Genomic DNA, 26,579 nt, shown 5'->3' with positions numbered 1-26,579 from the left:
TGGAGTTCCTCTCATGACGGTTCAATCGTCCCCAACCACCTTCGCAGACCGCCATATCGGCGCGCGCCGCCAGTCCGACATCGACACCATGCTCAAGGCCGTCGGCTACGACAGCGTCGATGGCCTCGTGGACAGCGCGGTCCCCGATTCCATCCGCCAGGACAAGCCCCTCACCCTCGAGAGTGCCCTCAGCGAAGTCCAGGTCCTCGCCGAGCTCCGCGAGCTTGCCGGCAAAAACAAGACGGCCGTGCAGATGATCGGCCAGGGCTACTACGACACCGTGACCCCGCCGGTGATCCGCCGCAACATCCTCGAAGCCCCCGCCTGGTACACCGCCTACACCCCGTACCAGCCGGAAATCTCCCAGGGCCGGCTCGAAGCACTGCTGAACTTCCAGACCATGGTGCAGGACCTCACCGCGCTCCCGGTAGCCAACGCCTCCCTCCTGGACGAAGCCACCGCCGTCGCTGAAGCCGTGCTGCTGATGCGCCGCGCGAATAGGGCCAAAGGCCAGAACGCAGGCGCCAAGGACGGCAAGACCGTCCTCGACGCCGACCTCCTCCCGCAGACCATCGCCATCGTGCTGGGCCGCGCCGAAGCCCTCGGCTTCGAGGTGGAGATCGCCGACCTCACCAATGGACTGCCCGACGGCGACATCAACGGTGTTGTTCTCCAGCAGCCCGGCGTCTCCGGCCGCGTGTGGGACCAGTCCGCCGTCATCGCCGAGGCCAAAGACCGCGGCGCCCTGGTCACCGTCGCCGCCGACCTCCTGGCCCTCACCCTCATCACCCCGCCGGGTGAGCAGGGCGCGGACATCGCCGTCGGCTCCACCCAGCGCTTTGGCGTGCCGTTGTTCTTTGGGGGACCGCACGCCGCCTACATGGCTGTCCGCCAGGGCATGGAGCGCACCCTCCCCGGCCGGATCGTGGGTGTTTCCAAGGACGACGCCGGTGTCCCCGCCTACCGCCTGGCCCTGCAGACCCGCGAGCAGCACATCCGCCGCGAGAAGGCCACCTCCAACATCTGCACCGCGCAGGCACTGCTCGCTATCGTCTCGTCCTTCTACGCCGTCTATCACGGCCCCGACGGACTGAAGGCGATTGCCGAAACCGTCCACCACAACGCCCGCGCCCTGGCCACCACGCTGAAGACCGCCGGACGCGATCTGGTGTCCGACACCTTCTTCGACACCCTCACCGTCCGCGTGCCCGGCAAGGCAGCGAAGGTGATCACCGCCGCCGAAGCACACGGCATCAACCTGCGCCTCATCGATGCGGACACAGTTGGCGTGTCAGTCGATGAAACCACGACGCCGGAGGTTCTCTCCTCGGTTGCCGTCGCCTTTGGCGCCGGTCCCGTTGCGTCCGGCGAGGGTTACGAGCTGCCCGAGTCGGTGCTGCGCAGCTCCACGTACCTGCAGCACCCGGTCTTCAACACGCACCGTTCGGAGACCCAGCTGCTGCGCTACATCCGCCGCCTCTCCGACCGGGACCTGGCGCTGGACCGCACCATGATCCCGTTGGGTTCCTGCACCATGAAGCTGAACGCCACGGCCGAGATGGAAGCCATTTCCTGGCCCGAGTTCGCCTCGATCCACCCGTTTGCTCCGGATTCGCAGACCGAAGGCTGGCGGGAGCTCATTGCCGGCCTGGAAGCTGATCTCGCGGAGATCACGGGCTACGACCAGGTGTCCGTCCAGCCCAACGCCGGTTCCCAGGGCGAGCTCGCCGGCTTGCTGGCGATCCGCGGCTACCACCACTCGCGCGGGGACCAGCAGCGCAACGTGTGCCTCATTCCCGCTTCGGCGCATGGCACCAACGCCGCCTCCGCCGTCCTCGCGGGGATGAAGGTTGTAGTTGTGGCCACCGCCGCCGACGGCACCATCGACCACACCGACCTCGCAGCTAAGATTGAGGCCCACAAGGACGTCCTCTCCGCGATCATGATCACCTACCCGTCAACGCACGGGGTGTATGACTCGGACGTGCGCGAGGTGTGCGATGCCATCCACGCCGCCGGCGGCCAGGTGTATGTGGACGGTGCCAACCTGAACGCCCTCGTCGGGCTGGCGCAGCCGGGCAAGTTCGGTGGCGACGTGTCGCACCTGAACCTGCACAAGACGTTCTGCATCCCGCACGGCGGCGGCGGACCCGGCGTCGGACCTGTTGCTGCCAAGGCGCACCTCGCACCGTTTATGCCGGGCGACGCCAACAAAGCAGCCCACGAAGACGGGCACGGGGTTGCGATTTCTGCTTCGCGCTTCGGTTCGGCCGGCGTGCTGCCGATTTCCTGGGCGTACGTGAAGCTGATGGGCGGGCAGGGGCTCACCGAGGCCACCAAGTCCGCCCTGCTCGCAGCGAACTACATTGCCGCGCGGCTCGACGAGCACTTCCCGGTTCTTTACACGGGGGAGAGCGGCCTGGTGGCGCACGAGTGCATCCTTGACCTGCGGGACCTAACGGCCAGGACCGGCGTCACCGCTGAGGATGTGGCCAAGCGCCTTATCGACTTCGGCTTCCACGCCCCCACGCTGTCCTTCCCGGTGGCGGGCACGCTGATGGTGGAGCCCACCGAGTCCGAGGACCTTGCGGAGATCGACCGCTTCATCGAGGCTATGATCTCCATCCGCCAGGAAATCGACCAGGTGGCCAACGGCGACTTCCCGGTGGAGAAGTCACCGCTGCGCAACGCACCCCACACGGCAGCCGCCGTCGTCACCTCTGAATGGAACCGTTCCTACCCGCGTGAGCAGGCAGCCTTCCCGGTGGCCTCGCTCCGGCAGGACAAGTACTTCCCGCCGGTGGGCCGCATCGACGGTGCGGCAGGTGACCGCAACCTGGTGTGCTCCTGCCCGCCGCTTTCCGAATTTGAGAACTAAGGACTTTTCGATGACTGAGAACTACACCGCGCCTGAGAACTACACAGCGCTGTACGAGCAGCACAAGATCGCCGGCGCCTCCTTCACCGACTTCGGCGGCTGGCAGATGCCCCTGAAGTACAGCTCCGAGCTGGCCGAGCACCACGCCGTCCGCAACGCAGCAGGGCTGTTCGACCTCTCCCATATGGGGGAAGTCTGGGTTACCGGTCCCGACGCCGGGGCTTTCCTCGATTACGCCCTGGCCGGCAAGCTGTCCGCGGTGGCGGTAGGCAAAGCGAAGTACTCGCTGATCTGCCAGGAAGACGGCGGCATCATCGACGACCTCATCACGTACCGCCTTCCTGCGGCTGCGGATGGAACTGCCAGGTACCTGGTGGTGCCCAACGCCGGCAACGCTGCGGTAGTTGCCGCAGCACTGGCCGAGCGGGCTGCCGCCTTCGACGTCGTTGTGGATGACGTCTCCGCCGGGACCTCCCTCATCGCAGTGCAGGGGCCGAACGCAGAGGCCATTTTGCTCCAGCTGGTCCCTGCTGAACAGCACTCGCTGGTGACGGAGCTGAAGTACTACGCCGCTGTGGAGGTAGGGATCACCGTCAACGGCACAGTACAGGAGCTGTTGCTCGCCCGCACCGGGTACACCGGCGAGGACGGCTTCGAAATCTACATCCCGAACGAGGATGCCGCCGGCCTGTGGGACGCGCTGCTGGAAGTTGGCGCGGGTCACGGGCTCATCCCCGCCGGGCTGGCCTGCCGCGACTCGCTCCGCCTCGAAGCCGGCATGCCGCTCTACGGCAACGAGCTTTCCCGCGAGGGCAACCCGTACGCCGCAGGCCTGGGCCCCGTGGTTTCACTCAAGAAGGAGTCGGACTTCGTGGGCAGGGCTGTGCTGGCCGAGCTCAAGGAACTGGGCGCCGGCTCCACCTCCGGCCGCAAGCTGGTGGGCCTCAAGGGCCTGGGCCGCCGCGCCGGCCGCAGCCACTACCCGGTCCTCAAAAACGGCAACGTCGTGGGCGAGGTGACCTCCGGCCAGCCGAGCCCCACCCTTGGTTATCCGATCGCCCTGGCCTATGTCGACGTCGAACACGCCGCACCCGGCACCGCCCTGGACATCGACCTCCGCGGCAAGCCGGAACCCTTCGAAGTAGTAGAGCTCCCGTTCTACAAACGCCAGAAGTAACGCTCTCTCACTTAATGCGCGTTTTGTCCCAACGCTCTCGCATTTGATGCCGGGTTTGGCCTAACGCTCTCTCACGTTTGAAACACGAACCTAAGGAAATACACATGGCAAAAGTTGTTGCTGAACTGAAGTACTCCGCCGAGCACGAGTGGGTTGCTGCTGACGGATCCGGCCCCACCAACATTGGCATCTCGGCTGTCGCCACCGAGGCACTGGGCGACATCGTGTACGTGGACCTGCCGGAGGTCGGCTCCACGGTCACCGCGGGGGAGACCTGCGGCGAGGTCGAATCCACCAAGTCCGTCTCGGACCTCTACGCGCCGGTCACGGGCGAGGTTGTGGAGATCAACGACGAAGTGGTCTCCGACCCCGCCCTGATCAACAATGATCCCTACGGCGCAGGCTGGCTGTTCAAGGTGGCCGTCACCGAAGAAGGCCCCCTGATGTCCGCCGAAGAGTACGCGGCTGCCAACGGCGGCGAGCTGTGAGCGGCGCGGGCATGACCACAACAGCAGCCTTCGAGCAGGTCGTCTCCCCGTCCCTGGACGCAGACCTGTCCGCGCTGGACCCCGAAATCGCCGCAAAAATCGACGACGAACTCACCCGCCAGCGTGACGGCCTGGAGATGATCGCCTCCGAGAACCACACCGCCGTCGCCGTGATGCAGGCGCAGGGTTCGGTGCTGACTAACAAGTACGCCGAGGGCTACCCGGGCAAGCGCTACTACGGCGGCTGCGAGCACGTGGACGTCGTGGAGCAGCTCGCCATTGACCGCATCAAGGCACTGTTCGGCGCGGAGTTCGCCAACGTTCAGCCGCACTCCGGCGCGCAGGCGAACGCTTCGGTGATGCACGCGCTGATCAAGCCGGGCGACACCATCATGGGCCTGAACCTGGCACACGGCGGCCACCTCACCCACGGCATGAAGATCAATTTCTCGGGCAAGCTCTACAACGTGGTGCCGTACGGCGTCCGCGAGGACACCCACACCGTGGACATGGCCGAGGTGGAGCGACTGGCGGAGGAGACCAAGCCCGCGCTGATCGTGGCCGGTTGGTCTGCCTACGCCCGCCAGTTGGACTTCGCCGAGTTCCGCCGCATCGCCGACTCCGTGGGCGCCTACCTCATGGTGGACATGGCGCACTTCGCCGGGCTAGTGGCCGCCGGGCTGCACCCGTCGCCGGTGCCGCACGCGCATGTCACCACGTCCACCACGCACAAGACCCTCGCCGGTCCGAGGGGAGGCATCATCCTGACGAACGACGCCGACATCGCCAAGAAGATCAACTCGGCTGTGTTTCCCGGCCAGCAGGGCGGGCCGCTGGAGCACGTCATTGCGGGCAAGGCCGTCGCGTTCAAGATCGCGGCCTCGGCCGAGTTCAAGGAGCGCCAGGAGCGCGTCCTCGCCGGCGCCCGGATCCTGGCCGAGCGCCTGGTCCAGCCCGACGTCACCGCCAAGGGCATCAGCGTGATCTCCGGCGGCACCGACGTGCACCTGGTCCTCGTTGACCTGCGCAACTGCGAGCTCAACGGGCAACAGGCCGAGGACCGCCTCGCGGCCATCGACATCACGGTTAACCGCAACGCAGTCCCGTTCGACCCCCGCCCGCCGATGGTCACCTCCGGCCTCCGGATCGGCACGCCGGCGCTCGCCACGCGTGGCTTCGGCGAAGCTGCCTTCCGCGAGGTTGCCGACATCATCGCCGAAGCTTTGACGGCCGACGCCGACGCGGACCTTTCGGGGCTGCGTCACCGCGTCGAGGCCCTCGCCAAAGCCCACCCGCTCTACCCGGGCGTAGCACCACTGTCCTGAGGCTGGCTCCGCCGGCCCCTCGTGCCCACGTCGCCTTGGTGACGCTCTATCCGCCCGCTACACGTCAAGTAAGGAATCCCACCATGGCCGTTGGCGTATTCGACCTTTTCTCTATTGGTATTGGCCCCTCGAGTTCGCATACCGTGGGGCCGATGCGGGCTGCTGCTGTGTTCGCGGAGGAGCTGAAATCCGCCGGTGCCCTGGACCGGGTGGCCTCGCTTCGGGTGGATCTGTATGGGTCGCTCGCGGCGACGGGACACGGTCACGGGACCATGACGGCGATCCTGCTGGGGCTGGAGGGGTTTCATCCGGAGTTGATCCTGCCGGACGAGGTGGAGGAACGCCTGGCCGCGATCGCCGACGCTGGGACCTTGCAGCTGGCCGGTGCCGTGCCGCTGCCGTATGGGGTGAAGGACATGGTGCTGCGGCCGCTGACCATCCTGCCGCGGCACACCAACGGGATGACGTTCACCGTCTTTGATGCCGAGGACGAGATCCTCCACACTGCCACGTTCTTCTCCGTGGGCGGCGGGTTCATTGTGCGTGAGGGGGAGGAGGACGCGGCCCAGCAGGAGCTGGAGGAATCCAAAAAGGAACTGCCGCTGCCGTTCCGTACCGCCGCCGAACTGCTGGAGCACTGCCGGGAGACCGGGCTGGGCATCAGCGAGGTGATGCGGGTCAATGAGGAAGAGAGCCGCACTGTGGAGGAAATCCGGGCGGGCCTGCTGCATATCTACTCCGTTATGGAGGGCTGCGTTGCCACATCCCTGAAGCGTGAAGGCGTTCTGCCGGGCGGGCTGAAGGTCCGCCGCCGTGCCCCTGACTGGTACGAGCGGCTCCAGAAGGAAAGCTCCCGGCCTGACGGTGAAGGCCAGGACGAGGACTTCCACGACCCGAAGTATTGGCAGGAGTGGGTTAACTTGATCGCCCTTGCCGTGAACGAGGAGAACGCCTCCGGCGGCCGCGTGGTCACCGCGCCCACGAACGGGGCTGCCGGGATTATCCCGGCGGTGCTGTATTACGCGCTGCATTTTGCGCCGGGGATGGAGAACGCGACGCAGGAGGACCGCGAGGACGTGGTGGTGAAGTTCCTGCTCGCCGCCGCCGCCGTCGGGGTGCTGTACAAGGAGCAGGCATCGATCTCGGGGGCCGAGGTGGGCTGCCAGGGCGAGGTCGGGTCGGCGTCGTCGATGGCTGCGGCGGGGCTGGCCGAGGTGATGGGCGGGACCCCTGCGCAGGTGGAAAACGCCGCGGAGATCGCGATGGAGCACAACCTGGGCCTGACCTGTGATCCGATCGGCGGGCTGGTGCAGGTGCCGTGCATCGAACGCAACGCGATCGCTGCAGCGAAGGCCATCAATGCCGCGAAGATGGCGCTCTGGGGCGACGGGTCCCACCGGGTGTCCCTGGACGAGGTCATCATCACGATGCGCGAGACCGGCAAGGACATGAGCTCCAAATACAAGGAAACGGCCATGGGCGGCCTCGCCGTCAACGTCGTCGAATGCTGAAGGAAGAAGACTAATGACATTGGCACCTGAAGGCCGGAAGCTTTTGCGCGTTGAACAGCGCAACTCTGCTGTCCCGGTGGAGCGGAAGCCGGACTGGATCAAGGCCAAGGTCCAGATGGGGCCGGAGTTCGTCCAGCTTAAGAACCTGGTGAAGAAGGAAGGCCTGCACACGGTGTGTGAGGAGGCTGGCTGCCCCAACATCTTTGAGTGCTGGGAGGACAAGGAAGCCACGTTCCTGATCGGCGGGTCCGAGTGCACCCGGCGGTGTGATTTCTGCCAGATCGACACCGGCAAACCCTCCCCGGTGGACCGGTTCGAACCGACCAAGGTGGCCAGGTCGGTGCAGGCGATGCAGCTGCGCTACGCCACCGTCACCGGCGTGGCCCGCGACGATCTCGAGGACGAGGGCGTGTGGCTGTACGCCGAGACGGTCCGCAAGATCCATGAACTGAACCCGGGCACCGGGGTGGAGCTGCTGATCCCCGACTTTTCCGGCAAACCTGAACACATCAAAGCGATCTGCGACTCCAAGCCCGAGGTGTTCGCGCACAACGTCGAGACCGTGCCCAGGATTTTCAAGCGGATCCGGCCGGCGTTCCGCTACGAGCGTTCCCTGGATGTGATCACGCAGGGCCGGAACCTGGGCATGGTGACCAAGTCCAACCTGATCCTGGGGATGGGCGAGACCCGCGAGGAGATCTCCGAAGCGCTGCGGGACCTGCACGAGGCAGGCTGTGACCTGATCACCATCACCCAGTACCTGCGCCCGTCCGAGCGGCACCTGCCGGTGGACCGGTGGGTCAAGCCGCAGGAATTCGTGGACCTGCAGGACGAGGCCACCGAGATCGGGTTCCTCGGCGTCATGAGTGGCCCGTTGGTCCGTTCCTCCTACCGCGCCGGCAGGCTCTGGGCCACCGCGATGCGGAAGAAGGGCTGGGACATCCCGGCAGAACTGGCCCACATCGAGTCCTCCGGCACCACCCGCCAGGAAGCCAGTTCCCTTCTCGCAGCCACAGCCTGAGTTGGGAATACCCACCCTGATGCACAGACAGGACCAATGATGTTCCCCGTCCGAATCGAAATCATCCCATCCTCGGGAATCGTGGAGCAGGCCCAGGCCCTGGTGCCCACGACCACCACGCTGAGCGTGACATGCCTGCCGCACCACGGCATCGAGCGGACCATGCGCACGGCAGTGGAGCTGAGCGACGCCGGGTACAAGGTAATCCCGCACCTCGCGGCGCGGAGCATCCGCAGCCGGGCCGAGCTCACCGAGATTGTCCGCGGCTGCGATGCCGCGGGCATCCGCGAAGTGTTCGTCATCGGCGGCGACCGGAAGCAGCCCGCCGGCATTTACGGCTCCGCCCTTTCCGTGCTGGAGGACATTGCCCAGTACAGCAGCGGAATGATGCGGGCCGGCGTCGCGGGCTATCCGGAAGGCCATCCCCTCGTCAGCCCGCTGGACCTGTTGGACGGACTTCTGGCCAAGCAACACCTCGCCTCGCATGTGGTCACCCAGATGTGCTTTTCCGCCGGCAAGATCCAAGACTACGCAGCGCTCCTGCGCCGTGAGGGCGTCCACCTGCCTGTCTGGGCGGGCGTGGCCGGGTCCGTCCCGCGGACCAAGCTGGTGGCACTGTCCAGGCAGATCGGCGTCGGAAGCTCCCTGAAGTTCCTCAGCCGCAAGGGCCCGCTGGCCCGCAAACTCCTGAGCGGGGACCGCTACTCGCCGGACAGCCTGATCACCGGCCTCGAAAGCCAGCCCGGCACCATCGCCGGCATCCACCTTTACAGCTTCAACAGCCTCGATCCCCTGCCTGCGGGCCCGGACCAGGCGGCCACTTCAGCACTCCAGACAGCATTGATCCGAGGAGCAGCACGTGACAACTAACCCTGTAACGCCCCACCAGGAGCCGCATCTTGAGCGGCAGCTCACCAACAGGCACATCCAGCTGATCGCCATTGGCGGCGCCATCGGCACGGGCCTGTTCATGGGCTCGGGCAAAACCATCTCCGCGGCCGGACCGTCCGTCATTTTTGTGTACATGATCATCGGCTTCATGCTGTTCTTCGTCATGCGGGCGATGGGCGAACTGCTGCTGAGCAACCTGAACTACAAATCCTTTAGCGACTTCGCCGCGGACCTGCTGGGCCCGTGGGCGGGCTTCTTCACCGGCTGGACCTACTGGTTCTGCTGGGTGATCACGGGCATCGCGGACGTCATCGCGATCGCCGGCTACTCCAAGGAACTCTGGCCGGGACTCCCGCTGTGGATCCCGGGCCTGGCTACCGTGGCGATCCTGCTGCTCCTGAACCTCGTCACGGTGAAGGCGTTCGGCGAGACCGAATTCTGGTTCGCGCTGATCAAAATCATTGCCATCGCGGCGCTGATCATCGTGGGTATGTTCATGATTTTCACGGGCTTCCAGTCCGACGCCGGCCCTGCCACCTTCACGAACCTGTGGAGCCACGGCGGCATGTTCCCGAACGAGTTCATGGGCTTTGTGGCCGGCTTCCAGATCGCTGTGTTCGCGTTTGTTGGCATCGAGCTGGTGGGCACCACGGCGGCTGAGGCGAAGGACCCGGAGAAGAACCTGCCCAAGGCCATCAACTCCATCCCCATCCGCGTGCTGCTCTTCTACGTGGGCGCCCTCATCATCCTGATGTCAGTGACCCCCTGGACCCAGTTCCAGGCTGGCCACAGCCCGTTCATCGCCATGTTCTCCCTGGCCGGCCTCGGCGCCGCGGCCACCGTCGTGAACCTGGTGGTGCTCAGCTCGGCCATGTCCTCGGCCAACTCCGGCATCTATTCCACCTCCCGCATGGTCTACGGTCTGGCGCAGGAAGGGGACGCGCCGTCGGTCTTCCGCAACCTGTCCACCCGAAAAGTGCCGCAGAACGCCCTGTTCCTCTCCTGCGTGCTGCTGCTCTCCGGCGTCATCCTGATGTACGCGGGCCAGGACATCGGCAAGGCCTTTGAGATGGTGACCACGGTGTCCGCCGTCTGCTTTGTGTTCGTCTGGTCCATCATCCTGGCCAGCTACCTGGCGTTCCGGCGCCGCCGCCCGCAGCTGCACGAGGGCTCGAAGTACCGGATGCCCGGCGGCGTGCCGATGGTCTGGGTGGTGTTCGCGTTCTTCGCCTTCGTTCTGTGGGCGCTGACCACGCAGCCTGACACCCTGCTGGCGCTCCTGGTTACGCCGGTCTGGTTCCTGGTGCTCGGCGCCGCGTGGCTGATACTGCGCCGGCGGCCTGCTCACTTGGCCCGTTACGCTACGTTCAAGTCGGAGCTGGCGCAGGATATGGATGCTGAAGCGTCAGCCATAGGGCGGGACTTTGACGGCGCGTTGAATGACGGGGTGAATAAGTGAGCACCCTGGTAACGCCCGTTTCAACCCCTGCCAAGGGTGCCTCGACGGCGGAACGTCGTGCCGCCGTCGAGCATGTACTGACGGTTGACTGCGTGGAATCCCCGGGAATTGTCCACGCGATTTCGGCCTTCCTGCTGGAGCACGGCTGCGACATCATCGACATCAAGCAGTACGGGGACAAGGCCCAGGGGCACTTCTTTATGCGGGTGCACTTCGCCTCCGGGCCTGGTCCGCAGCAGCAGCCGTTCAGCACCGAGGACCTGCGCGCCCGCTTCACGCCGCTGGCCGATCAATGGCAGATGAACTGGCATTTGGAGCCGCACGGCCGCAAGCGCCGCGTGCTGGTGACGGTGTCCAAAATGGGGCACTGCCTCAACGACCTGCTGTTCCGGGCGCGGACGGGCGATATCCCGGTGGAGATCGTCGCCGTCGTGTCCAACCACCCGGACCAGGCAAGCCTGGTGGAGTGGGACGGCATACCGTTCTTCCACGTGCCGGTCACCAGGGACACCAAGCCCGCCGCCGAAGCCCGGCTCCTGGACCTTGTGGACGAGCTCGACGTCGAACTTGTGGTCCTGGCCCGCTACATGCAGGTGCTCAGCGACGAGCTCTCCGCCAAGCTCGCGGGCCGGACCATCAACATCCACCACTCGTTCCTGCCCAGCTTCAAGGGGGCCAAGCCGTACCACCAGGCGTATGAACGGGGCGTCAAAACTGTGGGGGCCACCGCGCACTACGTGAACGCGGAACTGGACGAGGGTCCGATCATCGCCCAGCAGGTCATCGAGGTGGACCACACGTACACCGCTGAGGACCTGGTGGCGGCAGGGCGGGACGCCGAGTGCGTGGCGCTGCGGAACGCCGTCCGCTGGCATTGCGAGGGCAGGATCCTGCTGCTGGGCAACCGCACGGTCATCCTGCGGTAGTGCCGTGAACGCGGCGGGCGGGCAACAGTGGCGGCGGGTGTCGTGGAACGCCCTGCCGAGGGGGCAGCGGGTGCGGCTTTCGCAGCACGGGCTGCCTATCGGCTCGGGCTTTGTGGACACCGCCACGCCCGATGGCTCGATCATTTGGGTTGTACTTGACGGCTGGCAGGAACGCCGGATGTTCCTTCGGGAGGACTATGTGCAAGTGGAGATCAACGGGTAACGGGTCAAAGCGCAGGACCGTGCGGCAGCGTCTGGAAGCGTGGGCGGTTGCTGCCACGTTCCTTGCCCTGATCGCCGTTACCGTCGCGCAGGCGCTCACTTTCGGGAACTGACGGAAGCGGCCGACGGCGGGAGGGGCCGCCGTCGGCCGCTTCACCTTGGGCGCGCCGGGTTATTGACCGTTCACCGGCAACCGGTAACCATGAGTTATGACTGACTCAGCCGATACCTCAAGCGCCCCCTTTGACGACGACGAAACTGTGGAGGACACAGCCCATACGGAGACTCCTGAAAGCATCGCCGACGAGATCCGCGACGAAATTCGGCTGGGCCACGTGGAGGATGACGTGAGCCATGTGCTCGAGGAACGCTTTGAGGAGGCCGGCATCGAACTGCGCCCGGAAGAGGTGGATGACCTCGCCGAGGAAATCGAAAAGGACGTCTCAAGCTAGGTAACCGTGCGGGCCTGAAACGGCAGGGAACAACCTGGATCAGTGCGCTGGCCGTGTTGGGCGCATGGCTCCCGACCACTACGTGGTGGAGGGGCAATACCACTGGTCCAGGTGGCCCGCACTTTCCTGCTGCGAAACGCAAGCGGCCGACGGCGGGACGTTCCGCCGTCGGCCGCTCGCTTGGCTAAGCTGTTAGTCCTCGTAGGTGTTGGCGATGTAGACATCGCAGGGGGCGTTGTGCGCCACGCTGTTGGCGACGCTGCCCAGGAGCCGGCCGATGCCGCGCATCCTGCGGTTGCCCACAACTATCAGTCGGGCGTCCAGTCGGATGGCTTCCTTGATCAGCGAATCAGCCGGTTTGCCGCGGGCGGCAGAGTGGGTGATCTCCAGGCCCTGTCCCGAGTTACCCAATGACCTCGCGACGTGTTCGGCACTGTCGGCGTTCGAGATTCTGACCTTGTCAGACCCTGCGCCGAAGGTCTCGGCGGTCTCAAACTCGAATGCGGTCACGATGTGAAGGGACGCTCCCAGGGACATCGCCAGGTCCCTTGCAGTTTCCGCAGCCTTCCTGGCCGACTCGCTGCCATCCACTCCTACAACAACTACTCCACTCATTAATGGCTCCTTCGTTCCTTGTTGCGGCTTGTGTCCACTGGCAAGTCTAAGGAACTTGGGCTTGAAGCCCCCACATCATCTTTCGAGTGGCCTCACTTTGAAAAGCCCCGACCTTGACCCGCTACTGCCAGGCAGCACCAAGACCGGCCCCGCAGGCAAAAACCTCTGGAACGAGCGTTCGGCGCGGGAGTAAACTACGTCAACACCGTCGATGTCGAGGCGCTGAAGCAGCTCCTCATCACCTGCACAAGTAGCCACCCGGTAAGCAGACAGGCGAAACTGATGACTTCAAAAACGCTAATTGCAACGACGACGGCGGCCCTGCTCGCGCTCGGTCTCGTCGCGTCCACGCCCGCGGGCGCTGCGGACAAAGCACCCAAGAACGACGGCTTTAGTTTCGGCGTTATCGGGGACATGCCCTACGGCGACGCGGAAGTCGCCAAGTTCCCAGACCGCATCCAGGACATCAACGCGGACAGCAGGCTTGACTTCGTGGCCCACGTGGGCGACATCAAGAACGGAACGTCACCCTGTTCCGACGGCTACTTTACGAGGATCCGGGAGCAGTTCGACACCTTTGAGCTCCCTCTGGTCTTTACGCCGGGCGACAACGAGTGGGTGGACTGCCACCGCATCGACAACGGCGCGTACAACCCACTGGAACGGCTGGACACGCTGAGGGAAGTGTTCTTCGACGAACCCGGCAACACCCTCGGTGCCGCCATGTCCGTGAGGTCCCAGGTAGGGCGCGGGCTTCCGGAAAACGTCCGCTTCACCCAGAACCGCGTGGCCTTCTCCGTGCTGAACATCCAGGGCAGCAACAACGGGCTGCAGCCCTGGAGCGGTCTGGGCAAGACGACCGCCACCCCCGAGCAGCGGGCCGACGTGAATCACCGGATTGGCGCTGCGGTGGACCAGATCCGCGACACGTTTGCTGACGCCACGCGCGGGGACCTTCGTGCCGTGGTGCTGATGACCCAGGCCGACATGTTCGCTCCCCCGCCCCTGAACGGCCGTAAGCCCAGTCCGAACTCGGTGTCTGGTTTCAAGGAAATCGTAAAGACCATCATCGAGGAAACGAACCGCTTCGACGGGCCGGTCTATCTCATCAACGGCGACAGCCACGTCTTCGCCGCGGACAAGCCGCTCGCGGCCGGCTCAGAATGGCTGGACATTTACGACCTGCCGGCCGCGGATGACCTGCAGCGCATCACCGTGGCCGGCGCAGAAGACGTTACCCACTACGTCCGGTTCACGGCGTCGCGGAACAGCGCGTCCAGCGCCCCTGTCCTATCCTGGAAGCAGGTCCGCTTCAGCCGGTAGCGGCAATAACCGCAGCGGCAACTAAGAAGCGGACGACGCCGGGAGGTTCCGGCGTCGTCCGCTTCCGTTTCTCACGTGGCCGGCTGAAAGGTCAAGCTGATTCCCGGACCACCAGTTCAGTGGGAATGGTGATGGCCGCGGGACGCTTGCCGTTGATGACATCCAGGAGCAAGCGGACCATTTCCTCGCTGATGCGCTCAAAGGGCTGGCGCACGGTGGTGAGGGCCGGTGTTGCAGTGGAGGACGCGCTGATGTCGTCGAACCCGACGACGGCGACGTCCTCGGGTGTCCGGCGCCCCGCCTCGTGCAGCACCTCCAGGGCACCGATCGCCATCAGGTCGTTGGCAGCGAAAACAGCGTCGATATCAGGAGCCCGACGGAGAAGTTCGCGCATTCCTTTCGCCCCACTCTCCTTGCTGTAGTCACCGTGGACGATGAGCGCCTCATCAATGACGGCGCCCTGGTCGTCGCGGTAGGCCTCGAGCCGGCGGATGCCGCCGGAGGTGTCCTGCGGCCCCGTGATCGTGGCGATCCGCCGGCGGCCGGCATCATGCAGGTACCGCAGAAGGTCCCGAGCCCCTTCGTAATCGTCGGCCGCCACGTACCCCATTTTCTTCTCGAACCCGAGGGGGATACCGCAGGAGATGGCAGGGATGCCCGCGGAAATGATGTCCGAGATGATCCCTTTCCGGGTGGCATGCGAGGACACCAGCAGCACGCCGTCCACATGGCCCGCCGTGAGGAAGTCGGTGGCGCGGCGCTGTTCGTCGTCGGTGCCGGCCAGGATCAGCACCAGCGGAATGTCATGGACTGCCAGCGCATCTGCCGCCCCGCGCAGGAGGACCGCGAAGTTCGGGTCCTCGAAAAGGCGGTCATGCGTTTCGGTCAGCAGGAAAGCCACCGAGTTGGCACGGTTGGTGGCCAGGTTCCGGGCATGCGGGTTGACTCGGTAGCCGGTCTTTTTGATGGCGGCGTTGACAGCTTCCAGAGCGGACGGGCTAACCCAGTGTCCGCCGTTGAGCACGCGGGAGACCGTGCCGCGGGACACCCCGGCTTCTTTGGCCACGTCGTCAATCTTTGGCCTCGGCCGGGAGGTGGGTTGAGTCATCTTCAAAGCCTATCCAGTACTAGGCCTTGACAGCGCCGGCGGCGAGGTCGACCCGCCAGTAGCGCTGCAGCAGCAGGAACATGATGACCAGCGGGACGATCGACAGCAGGGCGCCGGCCAGGACCAGAGTGTACAGGGCCGGTGCGGAGGCGCCCTGGTTCAGCAGCCCGTTCAGGCCCACCGTGATCGGGAACAAATGGTCGTCGCCGAGCATGATGTAGGGCAGCATGAAGTTGTTCCAGATGGCCACGAACTGGAAGAGGAAGATGGTCACCAGGCCGGGCAGCATCATGGGGGCCGCAATCCGGTTGAAGATGTACATTTCCTTGGCGCCCTCGGTGCGGGCGGCCTCGATGACATCGCCGGGTACCGACGCTGCTGCATAGATCCGGGCGAGGTAGATGCCGTAGGGGCTGATGATCTGGGGCAGGAGCACGGACCAATAGGTGTTTGTCAGGCCGGCCTGGGCGAGCATCAGGTATTGGGGAATGGCCAGGATGACACCGGGGACCAGCACGCCCATCAGCAGCACCTTGAAGATTCCGGACTTGCCGGGAAAATCGAACTTTCCCAGGACATAGCCGGAGAGGGCGGAGACCCAGGTGGAGACGATGGCGCCCACGCCTGCGTACAACGCGGTATTGGCCATCCAGCGCCAGAACAGCCCGTCACGGTATTCGGTGAGGGCAACGATGTTGTCCCACAGGTGCGTGCTGGGGGCCAGGGTGAAGGTGGAGAACAGCTCGTTGCCGTCCTTGCTGGCGGCGGCCACCACCCAGATCACAGGGAACAGGCAGTACAGCGCGCCTAGGATCAGGATCCCGGTGGACAGGTAGCTCGGCTTGTCGTGGGCCGAAACTGCGCCCTTGGAGGTGCGAACTGTCTTTGTATTCTCGGTGCGGCTGGGCGCCAGGATGGTCACGGTCAGTTCTCCTGTCCGAAGGCCCGCTTCTGCACAACGCGCAGGAACAGGAAGGAAATGATGAAGGTGGCGGCGGCGATCACGATGCTGGTGGCGGCGGCTGAGTACACGTCGTTACGCGTGAAGGCGTCGCGGTAGACCAGCATGAGCGGGGACCAGCTCGTGGAGAGGCTGTTGGCCAGCGGCCGCAGGGTGGTGGGCTCGGCGAAGACCTGGAGCGTGGCAATCATCGAAAACAGCGCCGTCATGACCAGCGACGGGGCGATGATGGGGATCTTGATCCGCAGGGCGGTCTGGACCTCTGAGCAGCCGTCCAGCTTCGCTGCCTCATAGATTTCGCTGGGCACGGCCTTCAGCGATGTGTACATCACGATCATGTTGAAGCCCACGCCGCCCCAGAGGGCGATGTTGCAGATGGCGAACGTGACGAGGTTCGGGTCCAGCAGCGAGGGAAGCGCGACGCCGAACTGCCGGGCCAGGAAGTGGAAGGGGCTCACGCCGGGCAAGTACAGGAAGCCCCACAGAAGGGAGCTGATGACTGCGGGCACGGCGTAGGGAAGGAAGATGGCGGTGCGGGAAAAGCTGCCGGCCCTGGTTCGGCGGGAATCCAGCAGGAGCGCGAACAGCAGGGCGAAGCCGAGCATCAGCGGGATCAGGATGAGCCCGTACAGCATCACGCGCAGCACGCTGCCCAGGAACTCCGGGTCCGTCAGGGCGCTGACGTAGTTTTCGAAGCCCGCAAACACCTGGCTCTGGGAGCCCTTGCCGAGGCCCAGGCCACTGACCTTCTTCTTCTGGAAGCTCAGCACCAGCGTGTAGACGATGGGGGCGGCCATAAAGACGAGGAAAAGGATGATGCCCGGGGCGAGCATCGCGTAGGGGATGAGCACCCGGGATTTGAAATTCTTCGCCCGCCTGGAGGGTCCGGCTGCGGTATCAGCCGCCGGACCGGGCTTGGTCACGGTCATTGCCACGGGTGCACTTCCTTGTGTGGATTGGAGCTTGTGGGATTCGAACCTGTCTGGATTCGACGTGGTGCCGGTTCCGGGAGGGGCCTTGGGGATGCCCCTCCCGGAACCGGAGTCAGTTGCTGCTTGCGGGACGCTACTTGACCGTGAAGCCGGCCTGCTTCAGGTCCTCAACGGTGACCTGCTGCATGGACTTCACGGCGTCGCTGAAGGCGCTCTTCTGCTTGGCCTGGGCAGCTTTGGCGAACTGGTCATTGTAGGCGTTGAAGGCCACGTTGACGTTGGGCCCGTAGGTGAAGGAGCCCACGTTCTGCGCGGCGTCGCCCACCACCTCGTAGAAGTCAGGCTGGTTGGAGAAGAATTCCGGTGCCTCCGTGAGCGCGGACTTGGCGCCTGCGTTGTCCGCGGGGTAGACGCCGGTTTCCTTGACCAAAGCCTGGACTGCTTCGGGGTCGGTGTTCAGCCAGGTGGCAAACTTTGCGGCGGCCTCGGCGTTCTTGGACTGGGTGGTCACGGCGGTGGAGGAGCCGCCCCAGTTGCCGGTGGAGGACTTGGAAGCATCCCATTGCGGCATGGGTGCCACCTTCCACTGCCCCGCGGTGGCGCCGGCGTTGCCGGAGAGAACGCCCGGGCCCCAGGCTGCGCTCAGCCAGCCCACCTGCTTGCCCGTGTTAAGGGCGGTGTTCCATTCCGGGGTGTACATGGGCTTGTTGTCGATGGTGCCCTCTTCCACGAGGCCGCCCCAGTACTCGGCAACCTTTTTGGTGGGGTCCTCGTCGATGTTGACGCTCCAGGCGTCGCCGTCGACACCCCACCAGGAGGCACCTGCCTGCTGGGCCATGCCGGTGAACCAGCCGGCGTCGTTGGAGGAGAAGGTGCCGAGGTAGGCCTCGGGGTCAGCGGCGTGGACTGCCTTGGCGGCCTGGGCGTACTCATCCCAGGTGGTGGGAACGGAAAGGCCCAGCTTCTCAAAGATGTCCGCGCGGTAATAAAACACCATGGGGCCGGTGTCCTGCGGAACCGCGTAGAGGGCGTCGCCGCCGAGGGTCACCGAGTCCCATACGCCTTCCGGGAAGTGGCTCTTGGTTTCATTGGCTTCAGTGCCGGAGAGGTCGGCGAGGGCGTCGGCTGCGACCAGCGTGGGGATCTTCTGGTATTCGGCCTGGATCAGGTCGGGGGCGCCGCTGCCGGCCTTGACGGCTGTGAGCAGCTTGGTGACGGCGGGATCGCCGCCGTCCTGCTTGTAGACGGTGACGTGGATGTTGGGGTTTTTCTCGTTCCAGACCTCCACCACCTTGTCCAGGTTGGGGGCCCAGGCCCAGTAGGTCAGTTCCACCTTCTGGTTGGGATCAGTGGCTGAGCCGGCGTCCGTACCTGAAGTACCGGAGCATCCTGCGGTGAGCATCGCGGCCGCGGCGAGCATGGCCACGGCGCCTGCACGAAATGACTTGCGCATTTCGTCCTCCTTGTCGAAAAGCTGAATGGTCTGTCTGAAATATCACCGCTCATCCGAACCGAGGCCGCATGACTGTGAGCGGTTCCAGTAATTCATAGTGCTGCAAGCTGTGTCAATAGCGGATTGGGGATGGTGTTGCCCATTTGCCCTGTGATAGAACTGGGACCGCACACAGTCCTAAGGAGAATCCCCCATGACAGACGTCCTTCACCGCACGGTGCCGCAGACCGCTGCAGCGCCCGAGCGCTCACCTGCGCCCTGGGTCCAGCGGCCTGCCGGCCTTTGCTACGGCGGGGACTACAACCCTGAGCAGTGGCCGCGCGAGGTGTGGGTGGAGGACATCGCACTGATGAAGGAAGCCGGAATCAACCTGGTCAGCATCGGCATCTTCTCCTGGGTCCTGTTGGAACCGCGCGAAGGCGAGTATGACTTCGAATGGCTGGACCACCTGATGGACCTCCTGCACAACGCCGGCATCAGTGTGGATCTGGGCACGCCCACGGCAGCCCCGCCGGCATGGTTCTGGAAAAAGTACCCGCAGGCCCGTCCGGTCAACCGCGAGGGCGTCACCCTTGGGAACGGCTCACGGGGCATGGCCAGCCCCAGCTCGCCCGAGTACCGCAGCGCCGCCGCCAACATCACGGAGCAGCTGGCCTGCCGCTACGCCTCACACCCGGCACTGGTCCTCTGGCATGTGCACAACGAGTACGGCGCTCCGATCAGCGACTCCTACGATGACTACTCCGTGACGGCGTTCCGGGACTGGCTCCGGGCCCGCTACGGCACCCTGGAGGAACTGAACAACGCCTGGGGCACCCTTTTCTGGGGCCAAAAGTACGGCCAATGGGACGAGATCGACGCCCCCCGGCTCTCGGCCAGCGTCAGCAACCAGTCCCAGCGCCTGGACTTCCGCCGCTTCACCTCGGACGCGCTGCTGGCGTGCTACATCAACGAGCGGGACGTCATCCGCAAGTACACCCCGGACATTCCCGTCACCACCAACTTCATGGCCACCAACTGCCTCGCGGCCGACTACTGGAAGTGGAGCACGGAAGTGGACATCGTCGCCAACGACCACTACCTCGTGGCCCAACGGGCCGACAACCACATCCTGCTCGCCATGGACGCCGACCTCACCCGCTCCCTTGCAGGGAACAAGCCCTGGATGCTGATGGAACACTCCACCGGTGCGGTGAACTGGCAGGGGCGGAACATCGCCAAACGCCCGGGCGAACTGGCGCGCAACAGCCTCTCCCACCTGGCCCGTGGCGCGGACGCCGTCATGTTCTTCCAGTTCCGGGCGTCCCGGTTCGGTGCCGAGAAGTTCCACTCGGCCATGCTTCCGCACGCCGGTACCGGCACCCGGATCTGGCGTGAAGTGCTGGACCTGGGCGATGACCTGAAGAAGCTCGCCGCTGCCAAGGGGTCCACAGTGAAGTCCCGGGTGGCCATCCTCTGGGATGTGGAGTCCTTCTGGGCGCAGGACCTGGAATGGCGGCCCAGCAGCGACCTCAACCACCGCGAACGCATCGAGGCGTACTACACCGCACTCTGGCAGGCCGGCATCAGCGTCGACTTCGCGCACCCGGAGACGGACCTCTCCGGATACGATCTCGTGCTCGCCCCGTCCCTCTACCTGGTGGGGAACAAGGCTGCAGCCAACCTCAAGAACTACGTCCAGGGCGGCGGCAACTTGGTGGTCTCCTACTTCTCCGGGATCGTGGACACCAACGACACCGTTCCGGTTGGCGCGTCACCCGGCGCCCTCCGCGACGTACTCGGCCTGGAAATCCACGAGTTCCTGCCGCTCCGCGAGGACGAGACAGTCACCCTGAGCAGTGGTGCCGCGGGCAGCGTCTGGGCGGAGGAAATCCATCCCGGCACCGCCACCGTTCTCAGCCACTACGTGGACGGGCCCGCAGCTTCGCGTCCCGCCGTAACCCGCAACCACTTCGGCAGCGGAACCGCCTGGTACGTCTCCACCAAGCTCGACGGCGGCGACCTCGCCGCTGTGGTGCTTGACGCCGTCGGAAGCGCCGGCATTGAGGCGGCACCGCGGCCGCCGGCCGGGCTGGAAGTCGCTTCCCGCAGTGCCGGGACGGACACCTTCACCTTCCTGATCAACCATGCGGACACCGACGCCGAGTACCCCGCCACCGGGCGCGACCTCCTCAGCGGCGAAACGGTCACTGGTACCGCTGTGGTCCCCGCCGGGACCGTGTGCGTTATCCACTCCAGCACGGAACAGGGGTAAGACATGGCAACCGCAACCGCTGAGTTCAGGGAAGTCAGGGTTAGCAGCGCCAACGAGGTCGAGGACCGGCTGAATTCGGCGGTCAAGGACCTGCAGGTGATCGCAACCCGCAGCCGGACCCACGGGATCTTGGTCACCCGCCTCAACCCCGGCCACTTCCGAGTCTCCTTAAGCGACCAGGTGCCTTTTGGGCTGACCCGCGAGCTGATCCATTAGGCGGCTCAGGTTGCGGTGATGATCGCGTCCAGCTTCCGCAGCGGTCCCCAGGCACCGTCTTCGCTGTTGGCTACAACAGCGAGGGTGACATCCTGGGCAGGGTAGTAGCGGACCATGGCGCTGGCGCCCACGTTGATGCCCTCCTTGTAAATGGAACGCACAGCCCCATCCGAGGTGAGCTCGATGGCAGGGCCGAGCCCATAATGAAGTTCGGCCCGTGCCCCCGGCGCCGGGTCCGGCTTGGAGCTGTGCAGCGCGTGCGGCGTGAGGAAGGCCTCGGTTGTGGCCTGGCTGAGCAGTTCACCTTTGCGGACGGCAGTCAGGAATCGGGTGAGGTCCGCCGCTGTGACGTGGGCGCCGCCGTCGGGGGAGCCGATGGGCGGGTAGGAGTAGATGTTCTGCCGCCACCCCTTGACGGGCCCGCCTGGTCCTTCCCGGACGGGCTCCCAGCCTTCTGCGACGTCGGGCTCGGCTTCACGCATGTCGAAGAACCCGGCGGTCCCCATTCCTGCCCTGGCAAACACCTCCCGGCGCACTGTGCTGCGGAAAGTTTCGCCGGTGGCATGCTCCAGGGCGAGGCCGCACAGGATGTAGCCCACATTGCAGTACCTGCAGCCGTCACCGGGTTGAAAGACGGCAGGTTTGTGCACGAATTGCGGCAGGAAGTCTGCGGTTTTTGTAACGGAGTAGGAGGGGCGGTCCAGCCACAGCGCCGCGTAGGACTCACCCGCTTCCTCATCGGCGTCATCTGCTATGCCGGAGGTGTGGCTGAGCAGGTGCCGCAACGTCACCGCGGGGGAGATGGTGGTTCCGGCCAGGTCCACGTAGGAATGGATGGATTCATCGAGGTGGAGTGTGCCGGCATCCACCTGCTGCAGGATGGCGACGGCGGTGAAGAGTTTCGTCACCGACGCAACGTCGAAGCGGGTTCCGGGGGTTACCGGGACGTTCCAGCGCCGGCTCGCTGTGCCATGGGCAGACTCCATCAGCACCTCGCCTGCCCGCTCCACCCGGACGACGCCGGAGAAAGCGTCCGCGGCCGAGAGGGCAGCCAGCTCGGCATTGACGTCCAGCAAAGGGCTTTCGAGCGAAACAGTCATGTGGCGTCCTTTCATCTCAGGCCATCCTAGGGACCAGAAGGGGCGGCCACCTGTCAGTCCACACCTTCCCACGTGGCTTTGACGTGACCGACGGCACTGTTTATACTTTATGAAACGATTCAAAAAGGCAGCAACCTACTGGCCCCTCAGCGTAGCCAGTCAGCTCCGCGGCATCCCCGTGATCACTAAGACAATCCGGAATAGGACACTTCCGGTTCCTTGCCAACGACGAGAAGGAAATCAGCGAATGACCATAACGACCAACGGGAATGCCCAGCCCGGCCACAAAACCAGCATCGAAGGCAGGGACCCGAAGCGGGCCGCGATGAGCGGCTGGATCGGTGGCGCGCTGGAGTACTACGACTTCGCGCTGTACGGCCTGGCCGCGACACTCGTCTTCCCGGCCATCTTCTTCCCTTCCGAAAACCCCACAGTCGCGATCATCGCGTCGTTGGCGACCTACGCGGTGGGCTACGTTTCCCGTCCGGTGGGCGCTGTTGTCCTGGGCGCCTACGGCGACAGGCACGGGCGCAAGAACGTGCTTGTCCTGGCGATGCTGCTGATGGGCTTCGCAACTTTCGCCGTCGGGCTCCTGCCCACGTACGGGCAGGTGGGTATCCTCGCCCCCATCTTTCTGGTGGCCCTCCGCCTGATCCAGGGTTTTGCGGTGGCAGGCGAACTCGGCGGCGCCAGCGCCATGATCGTGGAGCACTCACCGGACGCCCGGCGCGGCTTCTTCGCAAGCTTTAGCCTTCAGGGCACCCAGGTGGGATCCATCCTGGCCACCGGAGTCCTGCTTCCGCTGGCGGCCCTTCTCCCCGCCGACCAGTTCCAGAGCTGGGGTTGGCGCATTCCCTTCCTGCTCAGCGCCTTCGTGATCCTTGCCGGCTACATCATCCGCCGGCGGGTCCAGGAGCCCCCGGCCTACCTGGCGCAATCCGAAAGCGGTACAGCCAAGCGCCGGTTCCCGATCGTTGACCTCCTGCGCACGCACCCGCGCGTTATGATCCTGTGCGTCATCATGACCTTCACCAACGTGGTGGGCATGGCGACACTCATCTTCGGCGTCTCCTATGCGACCCAGGAGGGCTACGGCATCGGCTTCTCCAGCAGCGAGTTCCTGTGGGTAACCCTCGTGGCCAACCTCGCCGCAGTAGCGACCATCCCGGTGTTCGGCGCCCTGTCCGACCGGATTGGCCGGCGCGTGTTGATGGTGGCCGGCGGAATCGGCGGGGGCCTCATGTCCGGGGCCTACTTGTGGGCCATCGACCAGAAGAGCCTGTTCCTGGTCTTTGTCTGTGTGGTGATCGTGCAGGGCATCTTCTTCCAGATGTGGAACGCAACCTTTGCCACGTTCTTCCAGGAACAGTTCCCCATGCGGATCCGCGTGACCGGCTTCGCGGTGTCGCAGAACGTTGGCCTTATGATCGCATCGTTCTTCCCGAGCATCTTCACGGCGGTGGCTCCTCCCGGTTCAGGAAACGTTCCGGTGGTCATTGGCCTGATCACCTTCGCGATTTGCCTCCTGGCAGCCGCGGCCACCTTCCTGTCCTCCGATACAAAGGGCAAGTCACTCGAGGACCTCGAAGCACATTAGTCTTAACGGGCCAGCCAGAAAAGCCGCGCCTGCCCTGATGGGCAGGCGCGGCTTTTCTGCGCAAAGGGGTCAGTGTTTGACGTCGGGATCCGGCGCGAATTCCTGCAGTGCCGGAAGGACCCGGCCGTCGAAGCCGAACATCGCCTGGTTTTCCCACGCGTTGCCCGTAGTGGCGTCCGCCGGATCCCAGCCGTTGCCGGGAACCGCGGTCCAGGCAGGCTCCCAGGAAACAACGCCGAGACCACGTCCGCCGGGTGCGGAGGCCACCACGTCCTGGACCGCCCGGAAGTTGGCTGCCTGTCCCTCCGGTGTGGCCGGGTAGCCGGGGATGAGCTGGTTTTCCCGGGCTATGACGTTCTCCCACGGATCAACCGGGTTGTCCGCGAGCGTGAACGGGTAGGAGTTTTCCACCACGATCACGTTCCGGTCATAGCGGGCGGACAGGGTGGTGACGGCGTTCTGCAGGTCAGCCATGGAACCGTGCCAGAAGCCGTAGTAGGACAGACCGATCGTGTCGAACTGGACGCCCCGTTTGGTGACCTCGTCGTACCACCAGGTCAGGCCGCCGATTCCGTTATTGATATTGGTCAAATGCAGGATGACGTCCGTCTGGGCGTTGACGTCCTTGGTGGCCCGGGCGCCGGCCGACAGGAACAGTGCCAGGTTGTCCCACTGGGCCCCCTTGACGTCATCCGTCGGGTTGACGTCCCAGGTTTGTCCGAGGGGCCAGAGCATACCTGGGTTGATTTCATTGCCCACCTGCACCGAGTCCGCCGTGGCGCCGGCGTTCTTCAACGCAGTCAGCACCTCGAAGGTGTGGGCGTACACGGCATCGGCCACAGCCTGTGGGCCCAGGCCCGCCCAGGCCGCCGGCATCCCCTGGGCACCGGGATCGGTCCACCGGTCGCTGTAGTGGAAGTCCACCAGGACCTTCATGCCGGCTGCCTTGGCGCGCTTGGCGGTTGCGACTACTTCGTCCGTGGTGTTGTAGCCGTCAGCGGGATTGACCCACACCTTGAGCCGCACCAGGTTGGCCCCCGCATCGGCAAAGGCCTCCACCGCGTCCACCGGCCGGCCGTGTGCGTCGAAGTACACCGCGCCCATGTCCTCGTTCTTTGCGAGGTTGGAAAGGTCGGCGCCACGGACAACACGCTGCACAGATCCGGGGGTGAGCGTGACGTCGTCAGCCACTGCCCAGTCACCGGCCTTGCCGCGGGTTTCGATGACTATCTCGCATGCACTCTTCGTGACGTAAGCGTCGGCGGAAATCTGCAGCCACGCGCCGTCCTGTGCCGTGGACGGAAGGACGGTCTCGCCGTCGACACCGCAGTTCTTGAGTCCGATCCGGGAAGCCCCAAGTGTCCCCTCAGCCTTGACCCGCGCTGAAACCGTCCACCAGCCCTCTGCAAGGTTCCCGGTTTTCTGGCGCAGGTTCACCGTGCCGTCTGAGCCGAGCCGCTGGACCAGTTGGGGATTTCCGGCCTCTGCCGCCGTGGTGGTTGAGGCCGGGTCGCCGGTGGCCTTCCAGCCGGCCAGTCCCTGGGAAAAATCTCCGTTGACGACGGCGCCCGCTGCCTGGCTTTGGGGGCTCTCGGCAACGGCCGGGGCGATTCCTGCCGGCAGTGCCGCAGCAGCGAGGAGTGACGTCACCACCAGTGCTGATCGTCGTTTCCGGTTTCTTGGGTGGTGGATCATTGAGTCGTACTTTTTCATGTCGTCCTCCCTGACGGTACGAAGTGGAAACCGGTCCCTAACCGCAAAAGCTGTTTTAGACCGTGTGCGCTCCCAGTAGTAGCACACGCCAATGAGCGCTGAATAGCCCGTTTCAGGCGACTCAGTTAGTGTGCTTTATCGTGACTCAGCTGTGATCGATCCCAAGGCGAGGCTGTGGACAGCCTTCCTTATGATTTGACGCAGGCGGACCGCCGGGCGTCAGTGCGAAGCTAACCGCATCCGAAGCGAGTCGAGGAGGAGCTGAAGGCCGGTCTCGAAAGCCCGGTCGCTGCGTTCCCGGCCGTGGCCGGATGCCTTGAGCAGCCGCCACAAAGTGGCGGCGGACTCGGTTGGTTCCCAGACGTCGTCGGGGGCTGCAAGGTCCAGGCCGGCGCCCAGTGAAAAAGAGTCGATGACTGAGATGATCGTCAGCACATCGTCGTCAGGGAACCCGCCGGCGATGAGGGCCGATGCCATCCGCTCGTAGGCGGTGATCACTCCGGGATCGGTAATGGTCTTACCCACGATGAGGGGCACCACGAACGGGTGGGCCGCGTACATCTCCCGCTGGCCGCGGACAATCAGCGAGACCACCTCGTGCCAGCCGGCATCCTCCGGAACATAGGGGATGGATTGGGTGGCCAGCCGCGCGCGCATCAGTTCGATGATTTCGTCGCGCCCGGAGATGTGGTTGTACAGGGACGACGCCGTGACGCCAAGGCGGCGGGCGAGGGCATTGACGCCGAAGCCGGCCCCTTCATCCACCAGTTCGATGGCGGCATCGGCGATGCGGTCCACCGACAGGATCGGGGTTCTGGGCCGTGGCATGGGGCTCCCTTCGTCAAATGCCAGTCTATGGACTCTTCCCTTTGATCCACGTCACATGCATAATAAAACGAACGCCATTCGTTTTAGGGGACGCTGCCGGTGATGGCAGCAGGCACGGAGGACGCAACG

23 protein-coding genes are annotated in these 26,579 nt (G+C 64.9%); 15 read left to right on the top strand and 8 right to left on the bottom strand.

Annotated elements, in window-relative coordinates; genetic code table 11:
- Positions 1-13 precede the first annotated feature (13 nt).
- The 11 genes from gcvP to AC5RUQ_RS13295 all read left to right on the top strand — a co-directional run bounded on the left by gcvP (position 14) and on the right by AC5RUQ_RS13295 (position 12,350).
- Entirely contained in the window at positions 14-2,878 is a 2,865-nt protein-coding gene (gcvP, locus tag AC5RUQ_RS13345; protein WP_493947820.1) for an aminomethyl-transferring glycine dehydrogenase, read from the top strand.
- Between the two features lie 10 nt (positions 2,879-2,888).
- Complete coding sequence (gene gcvT, locus AC5RUQ_RS13340) at positions 2,889-4,055, top strand: glycine cleavage system aminomethyltransferase GcvT (protein WP_493947819.1); 1,167 nt, start codon at positions 2,889-2,891, stop codon at positions 4,053-4,055.
- 104 nt (positions 4,056-4,159) lie between these two features.
- Positions 4,160-4,543: a glycine cleavage system protein GcvH gene (gene gcvH / locus AC5RUQ_RS13335; RefSeq protein ID WP_493947818.1), complete on the top strand. Its 384-nt coding sequence runs from the start codon at positions 4,160-4,162 to the stop codon at positions 4,541-4,543.
- A gap of 11 nt (positions 4,544-4,554) precedes the next feature.
- Positions 4,555-5,868 (top strand): serine hydroxymethyltransferase, encoded by a 1,314-nt coding sequence (gene glyA / locus AC5RUQ_RS13330; protein WP_493947817.1) that lies wholly within the window; start codon positions 4,555-4,557, stop codon positions 5,866-5,868.
- A gap of 83 nt (positions 5,869-5,951) precedes the next feature.
- The gene (locus AC5RUQ_RS13325) at positions 5,952-7,379 is read left to right on the top strand and encodes an L-serine ammonia-lyase (protein WP_493947816.1); all 1,428 of its coding nucleotides are present in this window, start codon (positions 5,952-5,954) and stop codon (positions 7,377-7,379) included.
- Between the two features lie 13 nt (positions 7,380-7,392).
- A complete protein-coding gene (lipA, locus tag AC5RUQ_RS13320) occupies positions 7,393-8,400 on the top strand; it encodes a lipoyl synthase (RefSeq protein ID WP_493947815.1) in 1,008 nt (335 codons plus the stop codon).
- Between the two features lie 36 nt (positions 8,401-8,436).
- On the top strand, positions 8,437-9,270 hold the full coding sequence (locus AC5RUQ_RS13315; RefSeq protein ID WP_493947814.1) for a methylenetetrahydrofolate reductase: 834 nt from the start codon (positions 8,437-8,439) through the stop codon (positions 9,268-9,270).
- Positions 9,260-10,750, top strand: coding sequence for a D-serine/D-alanine/glycine transporter (cycA, locus tag AC5RUQ_RS13310; protein WP_493947813.1), 1,491 nt, complete (start codon positions 9,260-9,262; stop codon positions 10,748-10,750). Before AC5RUQ_RS13315 ends, cycA begins: the two co-directional genes overlap by 11 nt.
- A 5-nt stretch (positions 10,751-10,755) precedes the next feature.
- Positions 10,756-11,676 carry a formyltetrahydrofolate deformylase gene (purU, locus tag AC5RUQ_RS13305; RefSeq protein ID WP_493948132.1) on the top strand — a complete coding sequence of 307 codons (921 nt, stop codon included), beginning with the start codon at positions 10,756-10,758 and terminating at the stop codon, positions 11,674-11,676.
- Between the two features lie 70 nt (positions 11,677-11,746).
- A complete protein-coding gene (locus tag AC5RUQ_RS13300; protein WP_493947812.1) occupies positions 11,747-11,899 on the top strand; it encodes a hypothetical protein in 153 nt (50 codons plus the stop codon).
- A 208-nt stretch (positions 11,900-12,107) separates the two neighbouring features.
- A complete protein-coding gene (locus tag AC5RUQ_RS13295; protein ID WP_493947811.1) occupies positions 12,108-12,350 on the top strand; it encodes a hypothetical protein in 243 nt (80 codons plus the stop codon).
- A 192-nt stretch (positions 12,351-12,542) separates the two neighbouring features.
- Here the strand turns inward: AC5RUQ_RS13295 and AC5RUQ_RS13290 are convergent, their stop codons facing one another.
- Entirely contained in the window at positions 12,543-12,965 is a 423-nt protein-coding gene (locus AC5RUQ_RS13290) for a universal stress protein (protein ID WP_493947810.1), read from the bottom strand.
- 282 nt (positions 12,966-13,247) lie between these two features.
- Here AC5RUQ_RS13290 and AC5RUQ_RS13285 point away from each other — a divergent pair, with 282 nt between their 5' ends.
- Positions 13,248-14,288 carry a hypothetical protein gene (locus tag AC5RUQ_RS13285; RefSeq protein ID WP_493947809.1) on the top strand — a complete coding sequence of 347 codons (1,041 nt, stop codon included), beginning with the start codon at positions 13,248-13,250 and terminating at the stop codon, positions 14,286-14,288.
- Between the two features lie 91 nt (positions 14,289-14,379).
- Here AC5RUQ_RS13285 and AC5RUQ_RS13280 read toward each other — a convergent pair whose 3' ends face one another.
- The 4 genes from AC5RUQ_RS13280 to AC5RUQ_RS13265 form a co-directional block, all read right to left on the bottom strand.
- Positions 14,380-15,396 carry a LacI family DNA-binding transcriptional regulator gene (locus tag AC5RUQ_RS13280; protein WP_493947808.1) on the bottom strand — a complete coding sequence of 339 codons (1,017 nt, stop codon included), beginning with the start codon at positions 15,394-15,396 and terminating at the stop codon, positions 14,380-14,382.
- A 19-nt stretch (positions 15,397-15,415) separates the two neighbouring features.
- Positions 15,416-16,318: a carbohydrate ABC transporter permease gene (locus tag AC5RUQ_RS13275; RefSeq protein ID WP_493947807.1), complete on the bottom strand. Its 903-nt coding sequence runs from the start codon at positions 16,316-16,318 to the stop codon at positions 15,416-15,418.
- A gap of 2 nt (positions 16,319-16,320) precedes the next feature.
- On the bottom strand, positions 16,321-17,286 hold the full coding sequence (locus tag AC5RUQ_RS13270) for a carbohydrate ABC transporter permease (protein WP_493948131.1): 966 nt from the start codon (positions 17,284-17,286) through the stop codon (positions 16,321-16,323).
- 136 nt (positions 17,287-17,422) lie between these two features.
- Positions 17,423-18,742 carry an ABC transporter substrate-binding protein gene (locus AC5RUQ_RS13265; RefSeq protein WP_493947806.1) on the bottom strand — a complete coding sequence of 440 codons (1,320 nt, stop codon included), beginning with the start codon at positions 18,740-18,742 and terminating at the stop codon, positions 17,423-17,425.
- A gap of 193 nt (positions 18,743-18,935) precedes the next feature.
- Here AC5RUQ_RS13265 and AC5RUQ_RS13260 point away from each other — a divergent pair, with 193 nt between their 5' ends.
- Together AC5RUQ_RS13260 and AC5RUQ_RS13255 are read left to right on the top strand one after the other, a co-directional pair.
- Positions 18,936-20,996 (top strand): beta-galactosidase, encoded by a 2,061-nt coding sequence (locus tag AC5RUQ_RS13260; RefSeq protein ID WP_493947805.1) that lies wholly within the window; start codon positions 18,936-18,938, stop codon positions 20,994-20,996.
- Between the two features lie 3 nt (positions 20,997-20,999).
- A complete protein-coding gene (locus AC5RUQ_RS13255) occupies positions 21,000-21,212 on the top strand; it encodes a hypothetical protein (protein WP_493947804.1) in 213 nt (70 codons plus the stop codon).
- 5 nt (positions 21,213-21,217) lie between these two features.
- Here AC5RUQ_RS13255 and AC5RUQ_RS13250 read toward each other — a convergent pair whose 3' ends face one another.
- On the bottom strand, positions 21,218-22,312 hold the full coding sequence (locus AC5RUQ_RS13250) for a serine hydrolase domain-containing protein (RefSeq protein ID WP_493947803.1): 1,095 nt from the start codon (positions 22,310-22,312) through the stop codon (positions 21,218-21,220).
- Between the two features lie 247 nt (positions 22,313-22,559).
- On the opposite strand from AC5RUQ_RS13250, the gene AC5RUQ_RS13245 reads away from it, so the two are divergent.
- Positions 22,560-23,909, top strand: a complete 1,350-nt coding sequence (locus AC5RUQ_RS13245; RefSeq protein ID WP_493947802.1) for an MFS transporter — start codon at positions 22,560-22,562, stop codon at positions 23,907-23,909.
- Positions 23,910-23,978: 69 nt separating this feature from the next.
- Here AC5RUQ_RS13245 and AC5RUQ_RS13240 read toward each other — a convergent pair whose 3' ends face one another.
- Together AC5RUQ_RS13240 and AC5RUQ_RS13235 are read right to left on the bottom strand one after the other, a co-directional pair.
- Complete coding sequence (locus AC5RUQ_RS13240; RefSeq protein ID WP_493947801.1) at positions 23,979-25,622, bottom strand: glycoside hydrolase family 53 protein; 1,644 nt, start codon at positions 25,620-25,622, stop codon at positions 23,979-23,981.
- Positions 25,623-25,841: 219 nt separating this feature from the next.
- On the bottom strand, positions 25,842-26,450 hold the full coding sequence (locus tag AC5RUQ_RS13235) for a TetR/AcrR family transcriptional regulator (RefSeq protein ID WP_493947800.1): 609 nt from the start codon (positions 26,448-26,450) through the stop codon (positions 25,842-25,844).
- Between the last annotated feature and the right edge of the window lie 129 nt (positions 26,451-26,579).

Source organism: Arthrobacter sp. MDT2-3, from assembly GCF_059090465.1.
The sequence above is the reverse complement of the archived record's forward strand: the minus strand, read 5'-3'. Positions and strand labels throughout refer to the sequence as shown.

Bases quoted from the DNA above. Each gene is read 5' to 3' on its own strand.
- AC5RUQ_RS13280 (WP_493947808.1), bottom strand. From the start codon at position 15,396: ATGACTCAACCCACCTCCCGGCCGAGGCCAAAGATTGACGACGTGGCC.
- glyA (WP_493947817.1), top strand. From the start codon at position 4,555: ATGACCACAACAGCAGCCTTCGAGCAGGTCGTCTCCCCGTCCCTGGAC.
- AC5RUQ_RS13325 (WP_493947816.1), top strand. From the start codon at position 5,952: ATGGCCGTTGGCGTATTCGACCTTTTCTCTATTGGTATTGGCCCCTCG.
- AC5RUQ_RS13260 (WP_493947805.1), top strand. From the start codon at position 18,936: ATGACAGACGTCCTTCACCGCACGGTGCCGCAGACCGCTGCAGCGCCC.
- AC5RUQ_RS13265 (WP_493947806.1), bottom strand. From the start codon at position 18,742: ATGCGCAAGTCATTTCGTGCAGGCGCCGTGGCCATGCTCGCCGCGGCC.
- AC5RUQ_RS13285 (WP_493947809.1), top strand. From the start codon at position 13,248: ATGACTTCAAAAACGCTAATTGCAACGACGACGGCGGCCCTGCTCGCG.
- gcvH (WP_493947818.1), top strand. From the start codon at position 4,160: ATGGCAAAAGTTGTTGCTGAACTGAAGTACTCCGCCGAGCACGAGTGG.
- AC5RUQ_RS13315 (WP_493947814.1), top strand. From the start codon at position 8,437: ATGATGTTCCCCGTCCGAATCGAAATCATCCCATCCTCGGGAATCGTG.
- lipA (WP_493947815.1), top strand. From the start codon at position 7,393: ATGACATTGGCACCTGAAGGCCGGAAGCTTTTGCGCGTTGAACAGCGC.
- AC5RUQ_RS13255 (WP_493947804.1), top strand. From the start codon at position 21,000: ATGGCAACCGCAACCGCTGAGTTCAGGGAAGTCAGGGTTAGCAGCGCC.
- AC5RUQ_RS13290 (WP_493947810.1), bottom strand. From the start codon at position 12,965: ATGAGTGGAGTAGTTGTTGTAGGAGTGGATGGCAGCGAGTCGGCCAGG.
- AC5RUQ_RS13240 (WP_493947801.1), bottom strand. From the start codon at position 25,622: ATGAAAAAGTACGACTCAATGATCCACCACCCAAGAAACCGGAAACGA.
- gcvT (WP_493947819.1), top strand. From the start codon at position 2,889: ATGACTGAGAACTACACCGCGCCTGAGAACTACACAGCGCTGTACGAG.
- AC5RUQ_RS13250 (WP_493947803.1), bottom strand. From the start codon at position 22,312: ATGACTGTTTCGCTCGAAAGCCCTTTGCTGGACGTCAATGCCGAGCTG.
- AC5RUQ_RS13245 (WP_493947802.1), top strand. From the start codon at position 22,560: ATGACCATAACGACCAACGGGAATGCCCAGCCCGGCCACAAAACCAGC.
- AC5RUQ_RS13270 (WP_493948131.1), bottom strand. From the start codon at position 17,286: ATGACCGTGACCAAGCCCGGTCCGGCGGCTGATACCGCAGCCGGACCC.
- AC5RUQ_RS13295 (WP_493947811.1), top strand. From the start codon at position 12,108: ATGACTGACTCAGCCGATACCTCAAGCGCCCCCTTTGACGACGACGAA.
- gcvP (WP_493947820.1), top strand. From the start codon at position 14: ATGACGGTTCAATCGTCCCCAACCACCTTCGCAGACCGCCATATCGGC.
- AC5RUQ_RS13235 (WP_493947800.1), bottom strand. From the start codon at position 26,450: ATGCCACGGCCCAGAACCCCGATCCTGTCGGTGGACCGCATCGCCGAT.